The sequence below is a fragment of the Martelella sp. NC20 genome (assembly GCF_013459645.1).
Lineage (GTDB): Bacteria > Pseudomonadota > Alphaproteobacteria > Rhizobiales > Rhizobiaceae > Martelella.
Genome location: NZ_CP054861.1, coordinates 4,728,686 through 4,744,689 on the forward strand (window position 1 = coordinate 4,728,686; position 16,004 = coordinate 4,744,689).

Consider the following 16,004-nt stretch of genomic DNA (forward strand, 5'->3'; position numbering starts at 1 on the left):
GGGAGGGAAGGATGAACAATCGCATGGGACAGCCGCTTGCGCGTGATGCCATGGCCTATGTTCTGGCCGGCGGACGCGGGAGCCGTCTGAAGGAGCTGACGGATACCCGCGCCAAGCCTGCCGTCTATTTCGGCGGAAAGACCCGCATTATCGATTTCGCGCTGTCGAACGCGCTCAATTCCGGCATTCGCCGTATCGGGGTCGCGACCCAGTACAAGGCGCATTCGCTGATCCGCCACCTTCATCAGGGCTGGAACTTCTTCCGGCCGGAGCGGAATGAAAGCTTCGACGTTCTCCCCGCCTCCCAGCGTGTTTCCGAGACACAGTGGTATGAAGGCACCGCCGACGCGGTCTACCAGAATATCGACATCATCGATTCCTACAATCCGGAATACATGATCATTCTGGCAGGCGACCATATTTACAAAATGGACTACGAGATGATGCTGCGCCAGCACGTCAACGAGGGCGCCGACATCACGATCGGCTGCCTCGAAGTGCCGGTGGAGGAGGCCAAGGGCTTCGGCGTGATGCATGTCGACGAGAACGACCGGATCGTCGATTTCGTCGAAAAGCCCGCCAACCCGCCCGGTATTCCCGGCAATGAAACGATGGCGCTCGCCTCGATGGGCATCTACGTCTTCAAGACCAGGTTTCTGTTCGACTGCCTTTACCGCGATGCCGCCGACCCGACCTCCAGCCGCGATTTCGGCAAGGATATCGTTCCCTACATCGTCAAGAACGGCAAGGCGCTGGCCCACCGCTTTTCCAAGAGCTGCGTGCGCTCCAGCTTCGAGGAACAGGCCTATTGGCGCGATGTCGGAACGCTGGATGCCTATTGGCAGGCCAATATCGACCTGACAGGCGTGGTGCCGGAACTCGATATCTACGACAAGTCCTGGCCGATCTGGTCCTATTCGGAAGTCACGCCGCCGGCGAAATTCGTTCACGATGATGAAAACCGGCGCGGTTCGGCGGTCTCCTCGGTGGTCTCCGGCGATTGCATCATTTCCGGTTCGCAGCTTTACAAGAGCCTGCTGTTTACCGGTGTACGCGCCAATTCCTACTCGCGCCTCGAAGGTGCCGTGGTTCTTCCGCACGTGCATGTCGGCCGCCACGCCCAGCTTCGCAACGTGATCATCGATCACGGCGTCCATATCCCGGAAGGCCTGGTGGTGGGCGAGGACCCCGAGATCGACGCCCGCCGTTTCCGCCGCTCGGAAAGCGGCATCTGCCTCATTACGCAGTCAATGATTGATAAACTGGACACATAAAACATGAAGGTTCTTTCCGTCGCTTCGGAAATCTACCCCCTCATCAAGACGGGAGGGCTTGCCGATGTCGCGGGCGCGCTCCCGCTTGCGCTTGCGGCATACGGCATTCAGACCCGCACGCTGATCCCCGGTTATCCGGCCGTGATGAAGGCTGTCGGCGAAAAGGCCGAGAAGGTGATCACGCTCTATGATCTCTTCGGCGAGCAGGCGACGGTGCTGGCGGTGCGCCACGACGGTCTGGACCTCCTTGTTCTCGACGCCCCTGCCCTGTTCAACCGTTTCGGCAATCCCTACAACGCGCCCCATGGCGAGGGCTATTCCGATAACTGGCGGAGGTTTGGCGCGCTTTCCAAGGCCGCCGCCGAAATCGCCGCCGGCGCCATTCCCGGCTGGGAGCCGGATCTGGTGCATGCCCATGACTGGCAGGCGGCGATGACGCCGGTCTATATGCGGTTCGGCCCGACACCGGAAAAGCCTTCGATCCTCACCATCCACAATATCGCCTTCCAGGGCAATTTCGATCCCGGCATTTTCCCCTGGCTCGGTCTTCCCGATCATGCGCTCGCCGTCGACGGCGTCGAATATTACGGCAGGGTGAGCTTCCTGAAGGGCGGCCTTCAGACCGCCTGGGCGGTGACCACGGTCAGCCCGACCTATGCCCGCGAAATCCAGACGCCCCAGTATGGCATGGGCCTTGAGGGCCTGATTTCGGCCCGCGCCGACACGGTCCACGGCATCGTCAACGGCATCGACACCGATGTCTGGGACCCGGCGAGCGACGAAACGATCGTCAGCCGCTATTCCGTGCACAAGCCGAAGGGCCGGCTTGAGAACCGGCAGGCGGTGAGCGAGCACTTCGGCCTCGACAATGACGATTCGCCGATCTTCTCCGTCGTCTCCCGCCTGACATGGCAGAAGGGGATGGATATCCTCGCCACCGTTATCGGCGATCTGGTGGCCATGGGCGGCAAGCTTGCCGTGCTCGGCTCCGGCGAGCCGGGGCTCGAGGAAGCCTTCCGCAACGCCGTGCGCTATTACCCCGGCCGCGTCGGCACCATTATCGGCTACGACGAGACGCTGTCCCATACCCTGCAGGCCGGCGCCGACGCCATTCTCATTCCCTCACGGTTCGAGCCCTGCGGCCTGACCCAGCTTTACGCGCTGCGCTACGGCTGTGTCCCGGTCGTGGCCCGCACCGGCGGCCTTGCCGATACCGTGATCGACGCCAACCCGGCCGCCCTTGCGGTCAACGCCGCCACCGGCGTCCAGTTCTCGCCGGTCGAGCCATGGTCGCTCTCACACGCCATCCGCCGCACGATCAATCTCTACGATGACAAGAAAACCTGGCTCGCCATGCAAAAGCAGGGCATGAAGAGCGATGTGTCGTGGAAGGCCAGCGCGGGTCTTTACGCCGATCTTTACAAGCAACTCGATTTGATGGTGTCGAAACCATGAGCGTGACAATTGCGACCACCCCCTTCACCGACCAGAAGCCCGGCACATCGGGCCTGCGCAAGAAGGTGCCGGTCTTCACCCAGCCGCATTACGCGGAGAATTTCATCCAGGCGATCTTCGATTCGATCGGCGACTTCAAGGGCAAGACCCTGGTGATCGGCGGTGATGGCCGCTATCTCAACCGCGAGGTGATCCAGACCGCGATCAAGATGGCGGCCGCCAACGGCTTCGGCAAGGTGATGGTCGGCCAGGGAGGCATTCTGTCGACGCCGGCCGCCTCCAACATGATCCGCAAATATCACGCCTTTGGCGGCATCATCCTCTCGGCCAGCCACAATCCGGGCGGACCGAATGAGGATTTTGGCATCAAATACAACACCGCCAATGGCGGCCCGGCGCCCGAAAAGATCACCGACGCGATCTATGAACGCACCAAGCTGATCGACCGCTACCGGATATCGGAGGCCGATGACGTCGCGCTCGACAAGATCGGCTCGTACAAGGTGGACGACATGGAGGTCGAGGTCTTCGACCCGGTCGCCGATTACGCCGAACTGATGGAGCAGTTGTTCGATTTCGATGCGATCCGCTCGCACATCGCCTCCGGTTTCCGGATTTCCTTCGACGCGATGAGCGCGGTCACCGGCCCCTATGCCAAGGAAATCCTCGAAAACCGCCTCGGCGCGCCGGAAGGATCGGTGCTGAACTTCACCCCGCTGGAAGATTTCGGCGGACACCATCCCGACCCCAACCTGGTCCATGCGAAGGCGCTTTATGACGCGGTCATGGGCGATGGCGGACCGGATTTCGGCGCTGCCTCGGATGGCGACGGCGACCGCAACATGGTGGTCGGCCACGGCGTGTTCATCACCCCCTCCGACAGTCTGGCCATTCTTGCGGCCAATGCGCATCTGGCGCCGGCCTACAAGGGCGGTCTTGCCGGCATCGCCCGCTCTATGCCGACCAGTCAGGCGGCGGACCGCGTGGCGGAAAAGCTCGGCATCGGCTGCTACGAGACCCCGACCGGCTGGAAATTCTTCGGCAACCTGCTCGACGCCGGCAAGGCGACGCTTTGCGGCGAGGAAAGTTTTGGTACGGGCTCCAACCATGTGCGGGAAAAGGACGGCCTCTGGGCCGTGCTGCTGTGGCTCAATATTCTGGCGGTGCGCGGCGAAAGCGCCCTCGACGTCGTCAGGAAGCACTGGGCCGAATATGGCCGCAACTATTATTCCCGCCACGATTATGAAGGCATCGAGACCGACGCCGCGAACGGGCTGATGGACGCGCTCAGGGCCGGGCTCGATACGCTCCCCGGCACGACCTTCCGCGACCTCACTGTGGCGAAGGCCGACGACTTTGCCTATCACGATCCGGTTGACGGATCGGTCAGCAGGCATCAGGGCATCCGCATCCTGTTTGAAAACGGCTCGCGCGTGGTCTTCCGCCTGTCCGGCACCGGCACATCGGGCGCCACGCTTCGGGTTTATCTCGAACATTACGAGCCCGACCCGGCCCGGCATGAAGAGGAAACCCAGGAAACGCTCGCCGATCTGATCGCCTATGCCGAGCATGTGGCCGAAATCGCCGCGCGCACGGGCCGCACCGCCCCGACCGTGATCACCTGAGCATCGCGATGTCCGAGCCTTTGAAAACGCCCGGCGTCCGGGTTCTGGACCGGGGGGTGGAGTTTTCCGTCTATTCGGAAAACGCCGCCGGCATGGAACTATGCCTGTTCGACAAGGCCGGCGTGGCGACCGCGAAACTGCCGATGGCGCATGCCGGCGGCAATCTGTTCCGCCTCATGGCGGACGGGGTGAAGCCCGGACAGCGCTATGGCTACCGCGCTTTCGGTGCGTGGGACCCGATGCACGGCCAGTGGTTCGACCCCTCGAAACTCCTCACTGATCCCTATGCCCGCGAGATCGACCGCCCCTACAGGTTCGATCCGGATTTGAGCGAGTTCGGGTTCGACACCGCCGACATGGTGCCCAAGAGCATCGTCGTCGCCGACAGCACGGAAGACATCGCTCATGTGGACTTTCCCGATGGCGGGCTGATCTACGAGGCCGGGGTGCGTTCGCTCACCATGCTCCATCCCGAGGTGCCGAAAGCCATTCGGGGCACGGTCGCAGCCCTCGGCCACCCGGCCGTGATCGACCATCTGAAGCGGCTCGGCGTCGACGCGATCGAGCTTCTGCCGATCACCGCCTGGATGGATGAGCGGCATCTGCTGCCGCTCGGGCTTACCAATGCCTGGGGCTACAATCCCGTTACCTTCATGGCGCTGGAGCCGCGCATCTGCCCGGGCGGCATTGCCGAACTCCGGGGCGCGGTCAAGGCCCTCCACAAGGCCGGCATCGGCGTGATTCTCGATCTCGTCTTCAACCACAGCGGCGAAAGCGACCCGTTCGGCGGGGTCTTGAGTTTTCGCGGGCTCGACAACCAGACCTATTACCGCATAGCCCATGACGACCCCTCGGTGCTGATCAACGATACCGGCTGCGGCAACACGATTGCCTGCGATCATCCGATGGTGCGACGCTACATCGTCGACAGCCTGCGCCATTTCGTGACCCAGGCCGGGATTGACGGCTTCCGTTTCGATCTGGCGCCGGTGCTGGGACGCAGATATGAGGGCTTCGACCCCAATTCCGAAACGCTGCACGCGATCCTCAACGATCCCGTTTTGAAGGACCGGACGATGATCGCGGAGCCCTGGGACATCGGCCCCGGCGGCTATCATCTCGGCAATTTCCCGTCGCCGTTTCTGGAATGGAATGACGTCACGCGCGACGACATCCGCAAATTCTGGCGCGGCGACGCGTCGATGACCGGAGCGCTGGCCGACGCGCTTTCGGGCTCCTCGCATATCTTTTCGACCCGGGGGCAGGATCGGACGCGCTCGGTCAATTTCATCGCGGCCCATGACGGGTTCTCGCTTTACGACCTGACGGCCTATGTTCACAAGCACAACGCCGCCAACGGCGAGCAAAACCGCGACGGTCACGACGAGAACTATTCCTGGAACAACGGCGTCGAGGGCGAGACCGACAACGATATGGTGAACCAACGGCGACGGCAGGATCTCAGCGCGCTGCTCGGCACGCTGTTTGCAAGCCGCGGCGCGATCATGCTGAAGGCGGGCGACGAGGGCGGTTGCAGCCAGCAGGGCAACAACAACGCCTATTGCCAGGACAACGAAATCACCTGGCTCGACTGGACGGATATGGACGAGAAGCTGGTGGCCCACACCGCCGAACTCTCGGCTTTTCGCAAACGTTTCTCGGTGTTCTCGCAAACCGGCTTCTTCACCGATGACGATGTCCTGTGGCTGCGGCCGGACGGCCAGGTGATGGATGTCGCCGACTGGGAATGCCCCGAGTGCCAGTGTCTCAGCATGGTGCTTTCCACCACGGAGACGACGACCGGCCATCCAACGCGGCTTGCGGTGCTCATCAATCGCGGCCACGAGGAGGCCGTCTTCATGCTGCCCGAGGCCGATGAGCACGGCTGGCACAGCCTCGCAGGCGAAAGCGAAGGCACGGTGGAGATCGCGCTTGCGCCCCGCTCGGTATCGCTCTATGCCGAAAGGCTAGGCGAAGGAGAGGCAGACTCCCCCTCCTCAGTTGATGAAAGAAGGCCCGATGGTTCTCGAAATTTCGCTGGGTGAGGTCAAGGGACTGATCGGGCAGGAAGTCGGCCTGTCGCGCTGGTTCACGGTCGATCAGCCGATGATCGACACCTTCGCCGATGCGACGCTCGATCACCAGTTCATCCATACCGACCCCGAACGGGCCCGCAACGAGACCCCTTTCGGCGGCACGATCGCGCATGGATTTCTGACGCTGTCCCTGCTTTCGGCGATGAATTACGACTGCGCGCCGCGCATCCGCGAGCAGACCATGGGCATCAATTTCGGCTTCGACAAGGTGCGTTTCATGGCCCCGGTGAAAAGCGGCGCCAGGGTCCGTGGCCGCTTTTCGCTGAAGGACGCGCGCTTCAGGGGCGCGGAACTGCTGTCGATCAACTACGCCGTCACCGTCGAAATCGAGGGCGAACGCAAGCCCGCGCTTTCCGCCGAATGGATCACCCTCGTCCAGTTCGCCGCCGCCGATCGGCCGGAAACGGTCTAGGCGATTGCCGCGGGGTTCGAAAGCCGGGCACGCGCCTGCGAACCGAGCGTGATCTAAAACCCAGCGTCCTTCGCACCCTGATCGAGAAGCCCGAAGACGTAGGGCGCGAAGGAGCGCCAGCATTCGACCCGGAAGGTGTGCTCTTCCTTGCGGAAAAGGATGATTTCGGCCTTGCCGAGCACGGTGCGGGTGACCTTGCCGACTGGAAAACTTTCAAGCCGCAGATCGAGCGGGCAGGCCGCGTTCAGCGTCACGGCAGCGCCCGGTCCGTCGACCATGATCGCGATGTTGCGGTGGGAGACGTCGACCGCCGAATAGGGACCCGCCGCCGGGCCCAGCCGGCCGGCAAGATCGTCCTCGTATTCATCGATCACCAGCCACTCGTCGGGTCCGAGCCAGAAGGCGTAGCGCCCCTCGCCGCCGGAGGAGGAAAGCGGCTTCACCGGCAGGTCAAGTTCCAGCATGCCATTCAGGCCGGGGATCGCCTCTTGACCGGCCCGCAGCGACAGCCGGGTTGCGGGCCGCGCCACCACCAGTCGCGCAAGACCCGATCCGCCATAGGCGCCGGCAAGCGGCAGGTCGCGTTCCGCTATTGTTTGCTCAGCCATTGATCCGCGCTCCTTCGGCGTCATAGAAAACGGTGTCGACCACTTCGACGGCGATCGTGCGGTCCGGCATCGGCACGTAAAGCGTCTGGCCCTTCAGCGCGTGGCCGTTCTTGACCACCGCCATGGCGATACCGCTCTGCAGAGCCTCCGACCAGTAGGCGGAGGTGACGTGGCCGAGCATCGGCACCGGCTTTGCGGCATTCGGATCGGCCACCACATGGGCGCCCTCCTCCAGCACCAGCCGGGAATTGTTCTTGACCATCAGGCCCACGAGTTGCTTGCGGCCCTCGCCAACGAGATCGGGCCGTTTGAGGCCGCGCATGCCGACGAAATCCGGCTTTTTCTTCGACACCGCCCAGCCCATGCCGACATCATAGGGCGTGACCGTGCCGTCGGTATCCTGACCGACGACGATATAGCCCTTTTCGGCGCGCAGCACATGCATGGTCTCGGTGCCATAGGCGCAGGCCCCGAAACCCTCCGCGCGCTCGAAGACCGCCTGCCAGACCTGACGCCCGTAATCGGCGGGCACGTTGATCTCGTAGCCGAGCTCACCGGTAAACGACACCCGGAACAGCCGCGCGGGCACGCCGCAGACCGTGCATTCGGCAAGGCTCATATGCGGGAGGGCCTCGTTTGAAATATCGACGCCCTCGACGAAGGGCTGAATGATTTCGCGGGCCTTCGGACCCTGCACCGCAATCACCGCCCATTGTTCTGTGGTCGATGTGAGCCAGACATTCAGGTGCGGAAACTCGGTCTGGAGGTAATCCTCCATCATGTTCAGCACCCGCGGCGCGCCGCCGGTCGTCGTCGTCACGTGGAAACGGTCATGCGCCAGCCGGCCGACGACGCCGTCATCATAGATGTAGCCGTCCTCGCGCAGCATCAACCCGTAACGGCATTTTCCGGGCTTCAGCGTCGACCACGCGTTGGAATACATCAGGTTCATGAACGCCTCGGCATCGGGACCCACGACCTCGATCTTGCCGAGCGTCGAGGCATCAAAGACACCGGCCGCCTCGCGCACCGTCCGGCATTCGCGGTTGACGGCATCATGCTTGGTTTCGCCCGCGCGCGGAAAATACCAGGCGCGCTTCCAGTTGCCGACATCCTCGAAGGCCGCGCCCTCGGCCTCCGCCCAGGCGTTGATCGGGGTCTTGCGGGCCGGATCGAAGAGTGCCGCGCGCGAATGATTGATCAGCGTGCCGAACGTGACCGGGGTGAACGGCTGGCGGAAAGTGGTGAGCCCCACCTGCGGGATCGGCCGGTCCAGCATTTCGGCGGCGATCGCAAGTCCATGCATGTTGGAGAGCTTACCCTGGTCGGAGGCCATGCCATTGGTGGTGAAGCGCTTGATGTGCTCGATCGAGGCCATGCCCTCATGCACGGCCTGACGGATATCCTTGGCGCAGACATCATGCTGATAGTCGATGAAGGCCTTGGCATAGGGATCGGCGTCATCGTTTTCGCCCAGCATGCCGCCGGTCCAGGAATATTCGGTGGTGGCCGCGATATCGGCAAAACCGCCGCCTGCCGCTACGGCCTCCGAAACGAGCGCGTCCACCGCATCGGTTCCGTTGCAGGCGCCGACCGAGATCGCGTTCTGGGCCGAGACGCCCGGCAGGAACCGCTCGTTTTCGGCATCGAAGACGAGCTTGCCGCGCGATTGCGAAAACAGATGCACCGAGGGGGTCCAGCCGGCAGACGTGATCAGAGCGTCGATATCGTAATCGCGGGCCTTGCCGCTGCCCTTCACCCGCATGGACTTGACCCTGAGCCGACCTTTGGTGCCGATCACCCGATGGCCGGAAAGCACCGTGACCCCGAGCGCCTTTGCCTCTTCGGCAAGCCCCAGGCCGGGCTCGGCGCGGCTATCGACGATGGCCACCACCTTCACGCCCGCGCGCTTCAGGTCGAACGCCGCCGCATAGGCCGAGTCATGGGCGCAATAGACCCCGACCTTGGCGCCGACCGCGACGCCGTAATGATTGAGATAGCTGCGCGCGGCCGAGGCCAGCATGATCCCCGGACGGTCATTGTCGGGAAACACCATCGGGCGCTCGATCGCGCCGGCGGCGAGCACCACCTTTTCCGCGCGCACCTGCCACAGCCGCTCGCGCGGGCCTTCGGCCTTCGCATTCGGCAGATGGTCGGTCAGCCGTTCGCAAAGGCCGATAAAATTGTGGTTGTAGTAACCGAAAGCCGTGGTGCGCGGCAGGTAGCGGACATTGTCCATCGCGGCAAGCTCGGCGACGGCGGAAAGCGCCCAGTCATAACCCGGCATGCCGTTTACCATGGTGCCGGTTTCATATTGCAGCGCGCCGCCCGGCTCGGGCTTTTCGTCGCAGATGATCACTTGCCTGCCGGTGCGCGCGGCCGAAAGCGCCGCCGTCAGGCCGGCCAGCCCCGCGCCGGCGACCAGAACGTCGCAATGGACGTAGCGGCTGGCATAGCTGTCCGGGTCTTCCTCCGTGGGCGCCGCGCCGAGGCCGGCGGCCTTGCGGATCGCGGGCTCATAGAGCCTGTGCCATGCGCTGAACGGCCACATGAAGGTCTTGTAGTAGAAGCCGGCGATCAGCATCGGCGAGACGATATCGTTGATGGCGCCGACATCGAAGGAAAGCGACGGCCAGCGGTTCTGCGACCCCGCCTTCATGCCGTCGAACACCTCCTGCACCGTGCCGCGCACGTTCGGCTGGCGGCGGGCGCTGTCGCGGGCGATATCAAACAGCGCGTTCGGCTCCTCGGGGCCCGCCGTCAGGAACCCCCGCGGGCGGTGATATTTGTACGAGCGGCCGACCAGATGAACGCCGTTGGCAATGAGCGCCGAGGCCAGCGTATCGCCCTCCAGCGCGGAATAGGTCTTGCCGTCGAAGGTGAAGCGCACGGTTTTCGCGGGCGTCAGCCGGCCCTTGCCTGCAATCCGGAATGCACCGCTCATTTGCCGTCTCCCAGACCAAGCGAGGCAGGATCGGGCTTCGGTTCGCCGGCCTTGTAGGTTTTCAGGAACCGGTCCGAAACCGTGTCGCGGGCGGCGTTAAAGAACCGGCCGCAGCCATGGGAATGGCGCCAGCGCTCGAAATGCAGGCCCTTGGGATTGGTGCGCATGAAGAAAAACTCGGCAAATTCAGCATCGGAGAGTCCGGCCATGTTTTCAGGCCGCGCGATATGCGCCTCGCCCACGCCGGAAAATTCCAGCTCGCTGCGCGCTTCCTCGCAATAGGGACAGTATATCAGCAGCATTCAGTTTCCCTCCAGTTCGGGCAAGGCGTCGGGAATAGAGATGATCAGGTCTATGAGTTCGCGCGGCGTTTCCATCTGCGGCAGGTGCCCCGCCCCTTGCAGGGGATGCAGCGGCACGCCGATACGGCCCGCCAGAACATGGCCGCGCTCGATCGGGATCCACGGATCCCGCTCGCCCCAGATGATCGTGACCGGGCATGTGATCGACTTCAGCCTGTCAGCGAATTCGTCGGTGAAGGCGTCGTCTGCCGCGGCAAATTGACGGTAGAAGCTCTGGTGGCCTTCGGGCGTGAGCCAGGGGCTGACCAGTTCGTGCAGGTCGGTGGCATCGATCTCGTTGACCAGCGCGCCTTCGATATAGGCCTTCACGATCGCGGCATGGATATGGGAGGGAAGCGGCGCGAAGGCATCGACGTTGCGCCCCACATGGTCGAAGAATTCCGACCCCCACGGGCTGAGGGCCACGACATTCATCAAGGTCAGGCTGGAATAGGCGACATCGTGGAGAAGATGCGCCCGCAGCGTCACCGCGCCGCCGAAATCATGGGCAAGCACATGCGGCGCATCGAGCCGCCAATAGGCCGCCATCTCCTTGAATACCCGTCCCTGGACATCGAGCCCGGTGGCCTGCCCGGCATCCTTCGCCGAGCGGCCGAACCCCGGCATGTCGTACCAGTAGACGGTGTAGGCATGCGACAGCGTGAGCAGGATGCGGTGCCAGGAAAACGACGACCACGGCCAGCCATGGGCAAGCACCAGCGGCGGCCCCTTGCCGACGCTGCCCCAGGCCACCGTGCCGGCGCTGGTCTCGTGCTTGTTGTTGACGTTCCAGAGCATGGCGGCCCCTCAGTGCGCGACGGCTGCGGCGGCGGCTTCGTCGATCAGCCGGCCGGTGTTGTAGCGCTCAAGGGTGAGGCCGGCGGCAAGTTTGTGCGGCTCGCCCCTGGCAATGAGATGGGCAAACAGATGCGCCGAACCCGGCGTTGCCTTGAAACCGCCCGTGCCCCAGCCGCAATTGACGAACAGATTGGGCACCGGGGTCACGCTCTGGATCGGCGAGCGATCGGGCGTGTTGTCGGTGATGCCGCCCCACTGGCGCATCATCTTGACGCGGCGGAAGATCGGAAACAGCTCGCAGATCGCGTCCAGCGTATGGGTGATGATCTGAAGCCCGCCGGTCTGGGAATAGGAATTATACTGGTCGGTGCCCGCCCCGATCACCAGTTCGCCCTTGTCGGACTGCGAGATATAGGCGTGGACCGAATTCGACATCACCACGCAGGGAAAGATCGGCTTCAGCGGTTCCGACACCAGCGCCTGCAGCGGCTGGCTTTCGAGCGGCAGGCGGACATCCGCCATCGCCATCACCACCGAATTGTGACCGGATGCCGAGACGCCGATCTTGTTCGCGCCGATGAAGCCGCGATTGGTCTCGACGCCCGTCACCGCGCCATCCGGCCCGCGCCGGATCGCCTTGACCTCACAATTCTGGATGATGTGGACGCCGCGATCTGAAGCGGCGCGGCCATAGCCCCAGACCACCGCATCATGGCGGGCGGTACCGCCACGGCGCTGCAACGCCGCGCCATTGACCGGGTAGCGCGCGGAGGCTGCGATATCGAGCGGCGGGCAATATTCCTTGGCCTGAACCGGGGTCAGCCATTCATTGTCGATGCCATAGAGCCGGTTGGCGTGGACGTGGCGCTTGAACGTCTGGCGGTCATGCTCGTTATGCGACAGCATCATCACGCCGCGCGGCGAGAACATGACGTTGTAGTTGAGATCGAGCGACAGCCCTTCCCACATCTTGAGCGAATGCTCGTAGATATCCATGCTCTCGTCATAGAGATAGTTGGAGCGCACGATGGTGGTGTTGCGCCCGGTATTGCCGCCGCCGATCCATCCCTTTTCGATGACGGCGATATTGGTGATGCCGTGCTCCTTGGCAAGGTAATAGGCAGCGCCCATCCCGTGACCGCCGCCGCCGATGATGATGACGTCATACTCGCTTTTCGGCTCCGGCGAGGTCCAGTGCTTTTCCCAGCCCTTGTGATGGCGCATGGCCTCGCGCGCGAGAGCGAAAACGGAATATTTGCGCATGATGGGCTCCATGGGGGTTCGCCGGCGTCGTTGCCACTATACCAATCGCAAATCGAAATACGAGGCAACGTCCTTTTTGCGACGCTTTTGCGACCCGCCTTCGACATCGAGATTACCACGGCGCTTTCCCTCAAAACAGGATTGCCTTTGGCGGCGAATCCTGTCAATCGGGCGTCGGATTTTTCGCCGGCAAGCCCTTCTCCTGCGGTAAGGGCTGGACTTCCTGCTCGCGATCTGATATCCGCGACGCCAGATATGGGCGGACTGTGCCGCCTTGAGACCAATCAACGCCTGAACGTGCAAGTATTTGCCAGGCTCAGACACCAACGATTAAGGAACGGGATACACGTGCAAGTACTTGTCCGCGACAACAATGTTGACCAGGCCCTCCGCGCTCTGAAGAAGAAAATGCAGCGCGAAGGCATCTTCCGCGAAATGAAGATGCGCGATTTCTACGAGAAGCCCTCGCAGAAGCGCGCGCGCGAAAAGGCCGAGGCCATCCGTCGCGTTCGCAAGCTGGCTCGCAAGCGCGCGATTCGCGAAGGCGTGGTTTCCCGCTGATTGTCGCTTTTTCAGCACATTGATGCGTTCTTACGGCGGGAGCATATGTTCCCGCCTTTTTATTTGGCACAATGTTAACCTTGATCAGATAGCTGATAGGTAAACCCGTCCGGGACCGGAAGGGAACAAAAACCTCCCGCCGGCTGTTCTCGCAAAAGGCATGCAATTATGGGGATGGATATGACGAAGATCACCAGCGCGCTTTCGGGCGGCTCGTTCATGGCGGGCTATCGCCGGCATGTCAGGAATATTGTCCTGGCCGGAACGATCGGCCTGCTCGCCGGTTGCCAGACCAGCCAGGTCATGAACCAGAACGTGGTCAGCCTCGACGCTGCCCAGGGTTCCGAACAGAACATCGCCTCTCTTTCGAGCGTAATCGCCTCCAACCCCAACGATCCCGGCGCCTACAATGTGCGCGGCGCTGCCTATGGACGCGCCGGCGACGATCGCCGGGCGATCGAGGACTTCAACCAGGCGATCGCCCTCAATCCCAATTATTATCAGGCCTATGCCAACCGGGCGCTGATCGAACGCAGCCTCGGCCGGCAGATGGATGCGCTGAACGACTACAATCGCGCGATCCAGATCAACAGCAATTACGACATCGCCTATATCGGCCGCGGCAATCTCTACCGCGAATCGGGCCAGCTCAATGACGCGTTCAACGACTACAACCGCGCCATCCAGCTCAACACCACCGATCCGCGCGCCTACCACTATCGCGGCCTGATCTATCAGCAGCGCGGTCAGCAGGAACTGGCGATCGCCGACTTCTCCAAATCGATTTCGCTGTCGCCAAAATCGCCGCAGCCCTATAATGGCCGAGGCGTCTCCTATCTGGCGCTGAACGACGACCAGAATGCCCGCGCCGATTTCGACAAGGCGCTCGCGCTGGACCAGTCGGTGGCCGAAAGCTGGGCCAATATCGGGCTGGCCCTCGAACGCCAGGGCGATTTCACCAAGGCGGCCTCCTATTACCAGAAGGCCAAGCAGCTCGACCCCAATTATCAGCCGGCGGTTCAGGGCCTGCAGCGCACCATCGGGTCGTAACCGGGGGCGGACAGGGCCTGGAGCCCTTCCCGTTCGTCGCCGGATTTTTGCGCGCATTGGCCGCCTCAGCGGCCGAGATTAAGCTGGATCGGCAGGGAGAAATTGTGGCTTGCCGAGCGATAGCTCGCCGGGAACGCGCCGAACGGACCGGCCGCGCGGGCGCGCTGCAGCACGATCGCATCGACCTTGCTGTTGCCAGAGGACCTTGCCAGCGACAGCCCGGCAATGGAGCCGGAACGGTTCAGTTTCACATTGACGACCACGGTCGACTGCAGCCTTTCTATGCCCCGGTAGTAGCGTTCCGAGGCGACCGAGCGGCGCAGCTTCGCCCTCAGCCTGCCGGCATAATTGGCCATCTCCGCCTCGCCGTTTCCGCTATTGCCGGCTTGCGCCTCGGCCGCCTGGCTCGCGCCCTTGTTGGCCGTGCCTGAAGCAACCCCCTTGCGCGCGTCGCGATTCGACTGGCCGGATGAGCCGGCGGACGTGCGTTTCACGACTCGTTTGGGTTCGGCCGGTTTCGGTTCGGCGCGCTGTTCAGCCTTTCGCGTCGCGACCTGATCTTCGGGCACCGGCTCGGTCTTCCATGGCGAGGGCGCGGGAACGGGCGCGTCGATATCATAGGCAAGCTCCGGATCGTCCTCCTGCGCCTTGATGGTCTCGACCGGCTCGGTTTGCGCCGCCAGCGGTTCGGCCGTTTCAGTCGGCGGGTTGACCGCCGCCGCCTGCGGCGGCAGGGCTTCGGTGACAACGGGCGCCGCAGCAGCAGTTGCGGCAGGTGAAACGGCCTCGCCAACAACCGGCGGCGCGGGCGGAACCGTTGAAGGCGCAAGCGCCGTGGTTGGCGGGGCGGCAAGCACGGACGGCAGGCTCGGTTGCTGAACGACCTGCTCGGCCGTCACCGGCGCGGCGGCCTCGGTCTCCACCGGAGCAAGCGTCTCGGGGGGCGTGGCCGCAGCCTGTTCAACGGGTTCGGTGGCTTGAGGCGTGAGGGGCTCGGCGACGCTCGTTTCAATCGGCTCGGCCTCGACGGCCGTCGCGGTTTCCACCGGCACCGGCTCGGCCTCGACCACTGTCGGCTCCGCGCCGCTGGCAGCCGCATCGACATCGCCGTTTCCGACCATGATCACGCTGACCACCGTGTTTCCTTCCTCCTCGGGCGCTTCCGGCAGAACGCGCGCGACGTGGAGCGCAAAGGCGAAAGCGGCGGAATGGATCAGCAGCGAAACCAGCGTCGCCGCGGAAAGGCGTTTGCCGGCGGGCGCACGGCCCCTGTCGCGCCACCCTGCCTGCGGGACGATGCCAAGCTCGGCATCCTCCTGCGGCAATGTCGCGATTTCCGGCGCGTCACTCTCTTCAGCCTGCTCGGGCGTCTTTGCGGCCGCTGCCGCTTTCAGTTCGATGACCACCGTATCGAGGTCAACGGCCGATGTCGGCGCGATGGTGATTTCCGGCGCGGCCGTGCCATCGGGACGGACGTCCCGCACGGCCGCGCCATCGAGCGCGTCATCATCAAGGGTTACGCGCTCACGCATGCCACCCGGCAAGCCCATTGCAAACATGGCCTGGTCATTCATCAT

13 protein-coding genes are annotated in these 16,004 nt (G+C 63.3%); 7 read left to right on the forward strand and 6 right to left on the reverse strand.

Annotated elements, in window-relative coordinates; all coding sequences use genetic code 11:
* Positions 1 to 11: 11 nt before the first annotated feature.
* Genes glgC through HQ843_RS22595 form a run of 5 tightly spaced genes read left to right on the forward strand, consistent with a single transcriptional unit; the run spans position 12 to position 6,862 of the window.
* The gene (gene glgC, locus HQ843_RS22575) at positions 12 to 1,274 is read left to right on the forward strand and encodes a glucose-1-phosphate adenylyltransferase (RefSeq protein WP_180901091.1); all 1,263 of its coding nucleotides are present in this window, start codon (positions 12 to 14) and stop codon (positions 1,272 to 1,274) included.
* A gap of 3 nt (positions 1,275 to 1,277) precedes the next feature.
* Positions 1,278 to 2,729, forward strand: coding sequence for a glycogen synthase GlgA (gene glgA / locus HQ843_RS22580; protein WP_180901090.1), 1,452 nt, complete (start codon positions 1,278 to 1,280; stop codon positions 2,727 to 2,729).
* Positions 2,726 to 4,354, forward strand: coding sequence for an alpha-D-glucose phosphate-specific phosphoglucomutase (locus tag HQ843_RS22585; RefSeq protein WP_180901089.1), 1,629 nt, complete (start codon positions 2,726 to 2,728; stop codon positions 4,352 to 4,354). Before glgA ends, HQ843_RS22585 begins: the two co-directional genes overlap by 4 nt.
* 8 nt (positions 4,355 to 4,362) lie before the next feature.
* The gene (glgX, locus tag HQ843_RS22590) at positions 4,363 to 6,399 is read left to right on the forward strand and encodes a glycogen debranching protein GlgX (RefSeq protein WP_246710198.1); all 2,037 of its coding nucleotides are present in this window, start codon (positions 4,363 to 4,365) and stop codon (positions 6,397 to 6,399) included.
* Positions 6,374 to 6,862: a MaoC family dehydratase gene (locus HQ843_RS22595; protein WP_180901088.1), complete on the forward strand. Its 489-nt coding sequence runs from the start codon at positions 6,374 to 6,376 to the stop codon at positions 6,860 to 6,862. Before glgX ends, HQ843_RS22595 begins: the two co-directional genes overlap by 26 nt.
* Positions 6,863 to 6,915: 53 nt before the next feature.
* Here the strand turns inward: HQ843_RS22595 and HQ843_RS22600 are convergent, their stop codons facing one another.
* From HQ843_RS22600 to HQ843_RS22620, 5 genes are read right to left on the reverse strand one after another with little or no spacing between them, the layout of a single operon-like run.
* Positions 6,916 to 7,470: a sarcosine oxidase subunit gamma gene (locus HQ843_RS22600; protein WP_180901087.1), complete on the reverse strand. Its 555-nt coding sequence runs from the start codon at positions 7,468 to 7,470 to the stop codon at positions 6,916 to 6,918.
* Complete coding sequence (locus HQ843_RS22605) at positions 7,463 to 10,414, reverse strand: sarcosine oxidase subunit alpha (protein ID WP_180901086.1); 2,952 nt, start codon at positions 10,412 to 10,414, stop codon at positions 7,463 to 7,465. The genes HQ843_RS22600 and HQ843_RS22605 overlap by 8 nt, the downstream gene beginning before the upstream one ends.
* Positions 10,411 to 10,716, reverse strand: a complete 306-nt coding sequence (locus HQ843_RS22610) for a sarcosine oxidase subunit delta (RefSeq protein WP_180901085.1) — start codon at positions 10,714 to 10,716, stop codon at positions 10,411 to 10,413. Before HQ843_RS22610 ends, HQ843_RS22605 begins: the two co-directional genes overlap by 4 nt.
* Positions 10,717 to 11,553, reverse strand: coding sequence for an alpha/beta fold hydrolase (locus HQ843_RS22615; protein ID WP_180901084.1), 837 nt, complete (start codon positions 11,551 to 11,553; stop codon positions 10,717 to 10,719).
* Positions 11,554 to 11,562: 9 nt separating this feature from the next.
* A complete protein-coding gene (locus tag HQ843_RS22620) occupies positions 11,563 to 12,816 on the reverse strand; it encodes a sarcosine oxidase subunit beta family protein (protein ID WP_180901083.1) in 1,254 nt (417 codons plus the stop codon).
* Between the two features lie 348 nt (positions 12,817 to 13,164).
* Between HQ843_RS22620 and rpsU the strand changes: the two genes are divergently transcribed.
* Positions 13,165 to 13,377, forward strand: coding sequence for a 30S ribosomal protein S21 (rpsU, locus tag HQ843_RS22625; protein ID WP_180902069.1), 213 nt, complete (start codon positions 13,165 to 13,167; stop codon positions 13,375 to 13,377).
* 174 nt (positions 13,378 to 13,551) lie between these two features.
* Positions 13,552 to 14,427 (forward strand): tetratricopeptide repeat protein, encoded by an 876-nt coding sequence (locus HQ843_RS22630; RefSeq protein ID WP_180901082.1) that lies wholly within the window; start codon positions 13,552 to 13,554, stop codon positions 14,425 to 14,427.
* A 65-nt stretch (positions 14,428 to 14,492) separates the two neighbouring features.
* Here the strand turns inward: HQ843_RS22630 and HQ843_RS22635 are convergent, their stop codons facing one another.
* Positions 14,493 to 16,004, reverse strand: coding sequence for an energy transducer TonB family protein (locus HQ843_RS22635; protein ID WP_180901081.1), 1,512 nt, complete (start codon positions 16,002 to 16,004; stop codon positions 14,493 to 14,495).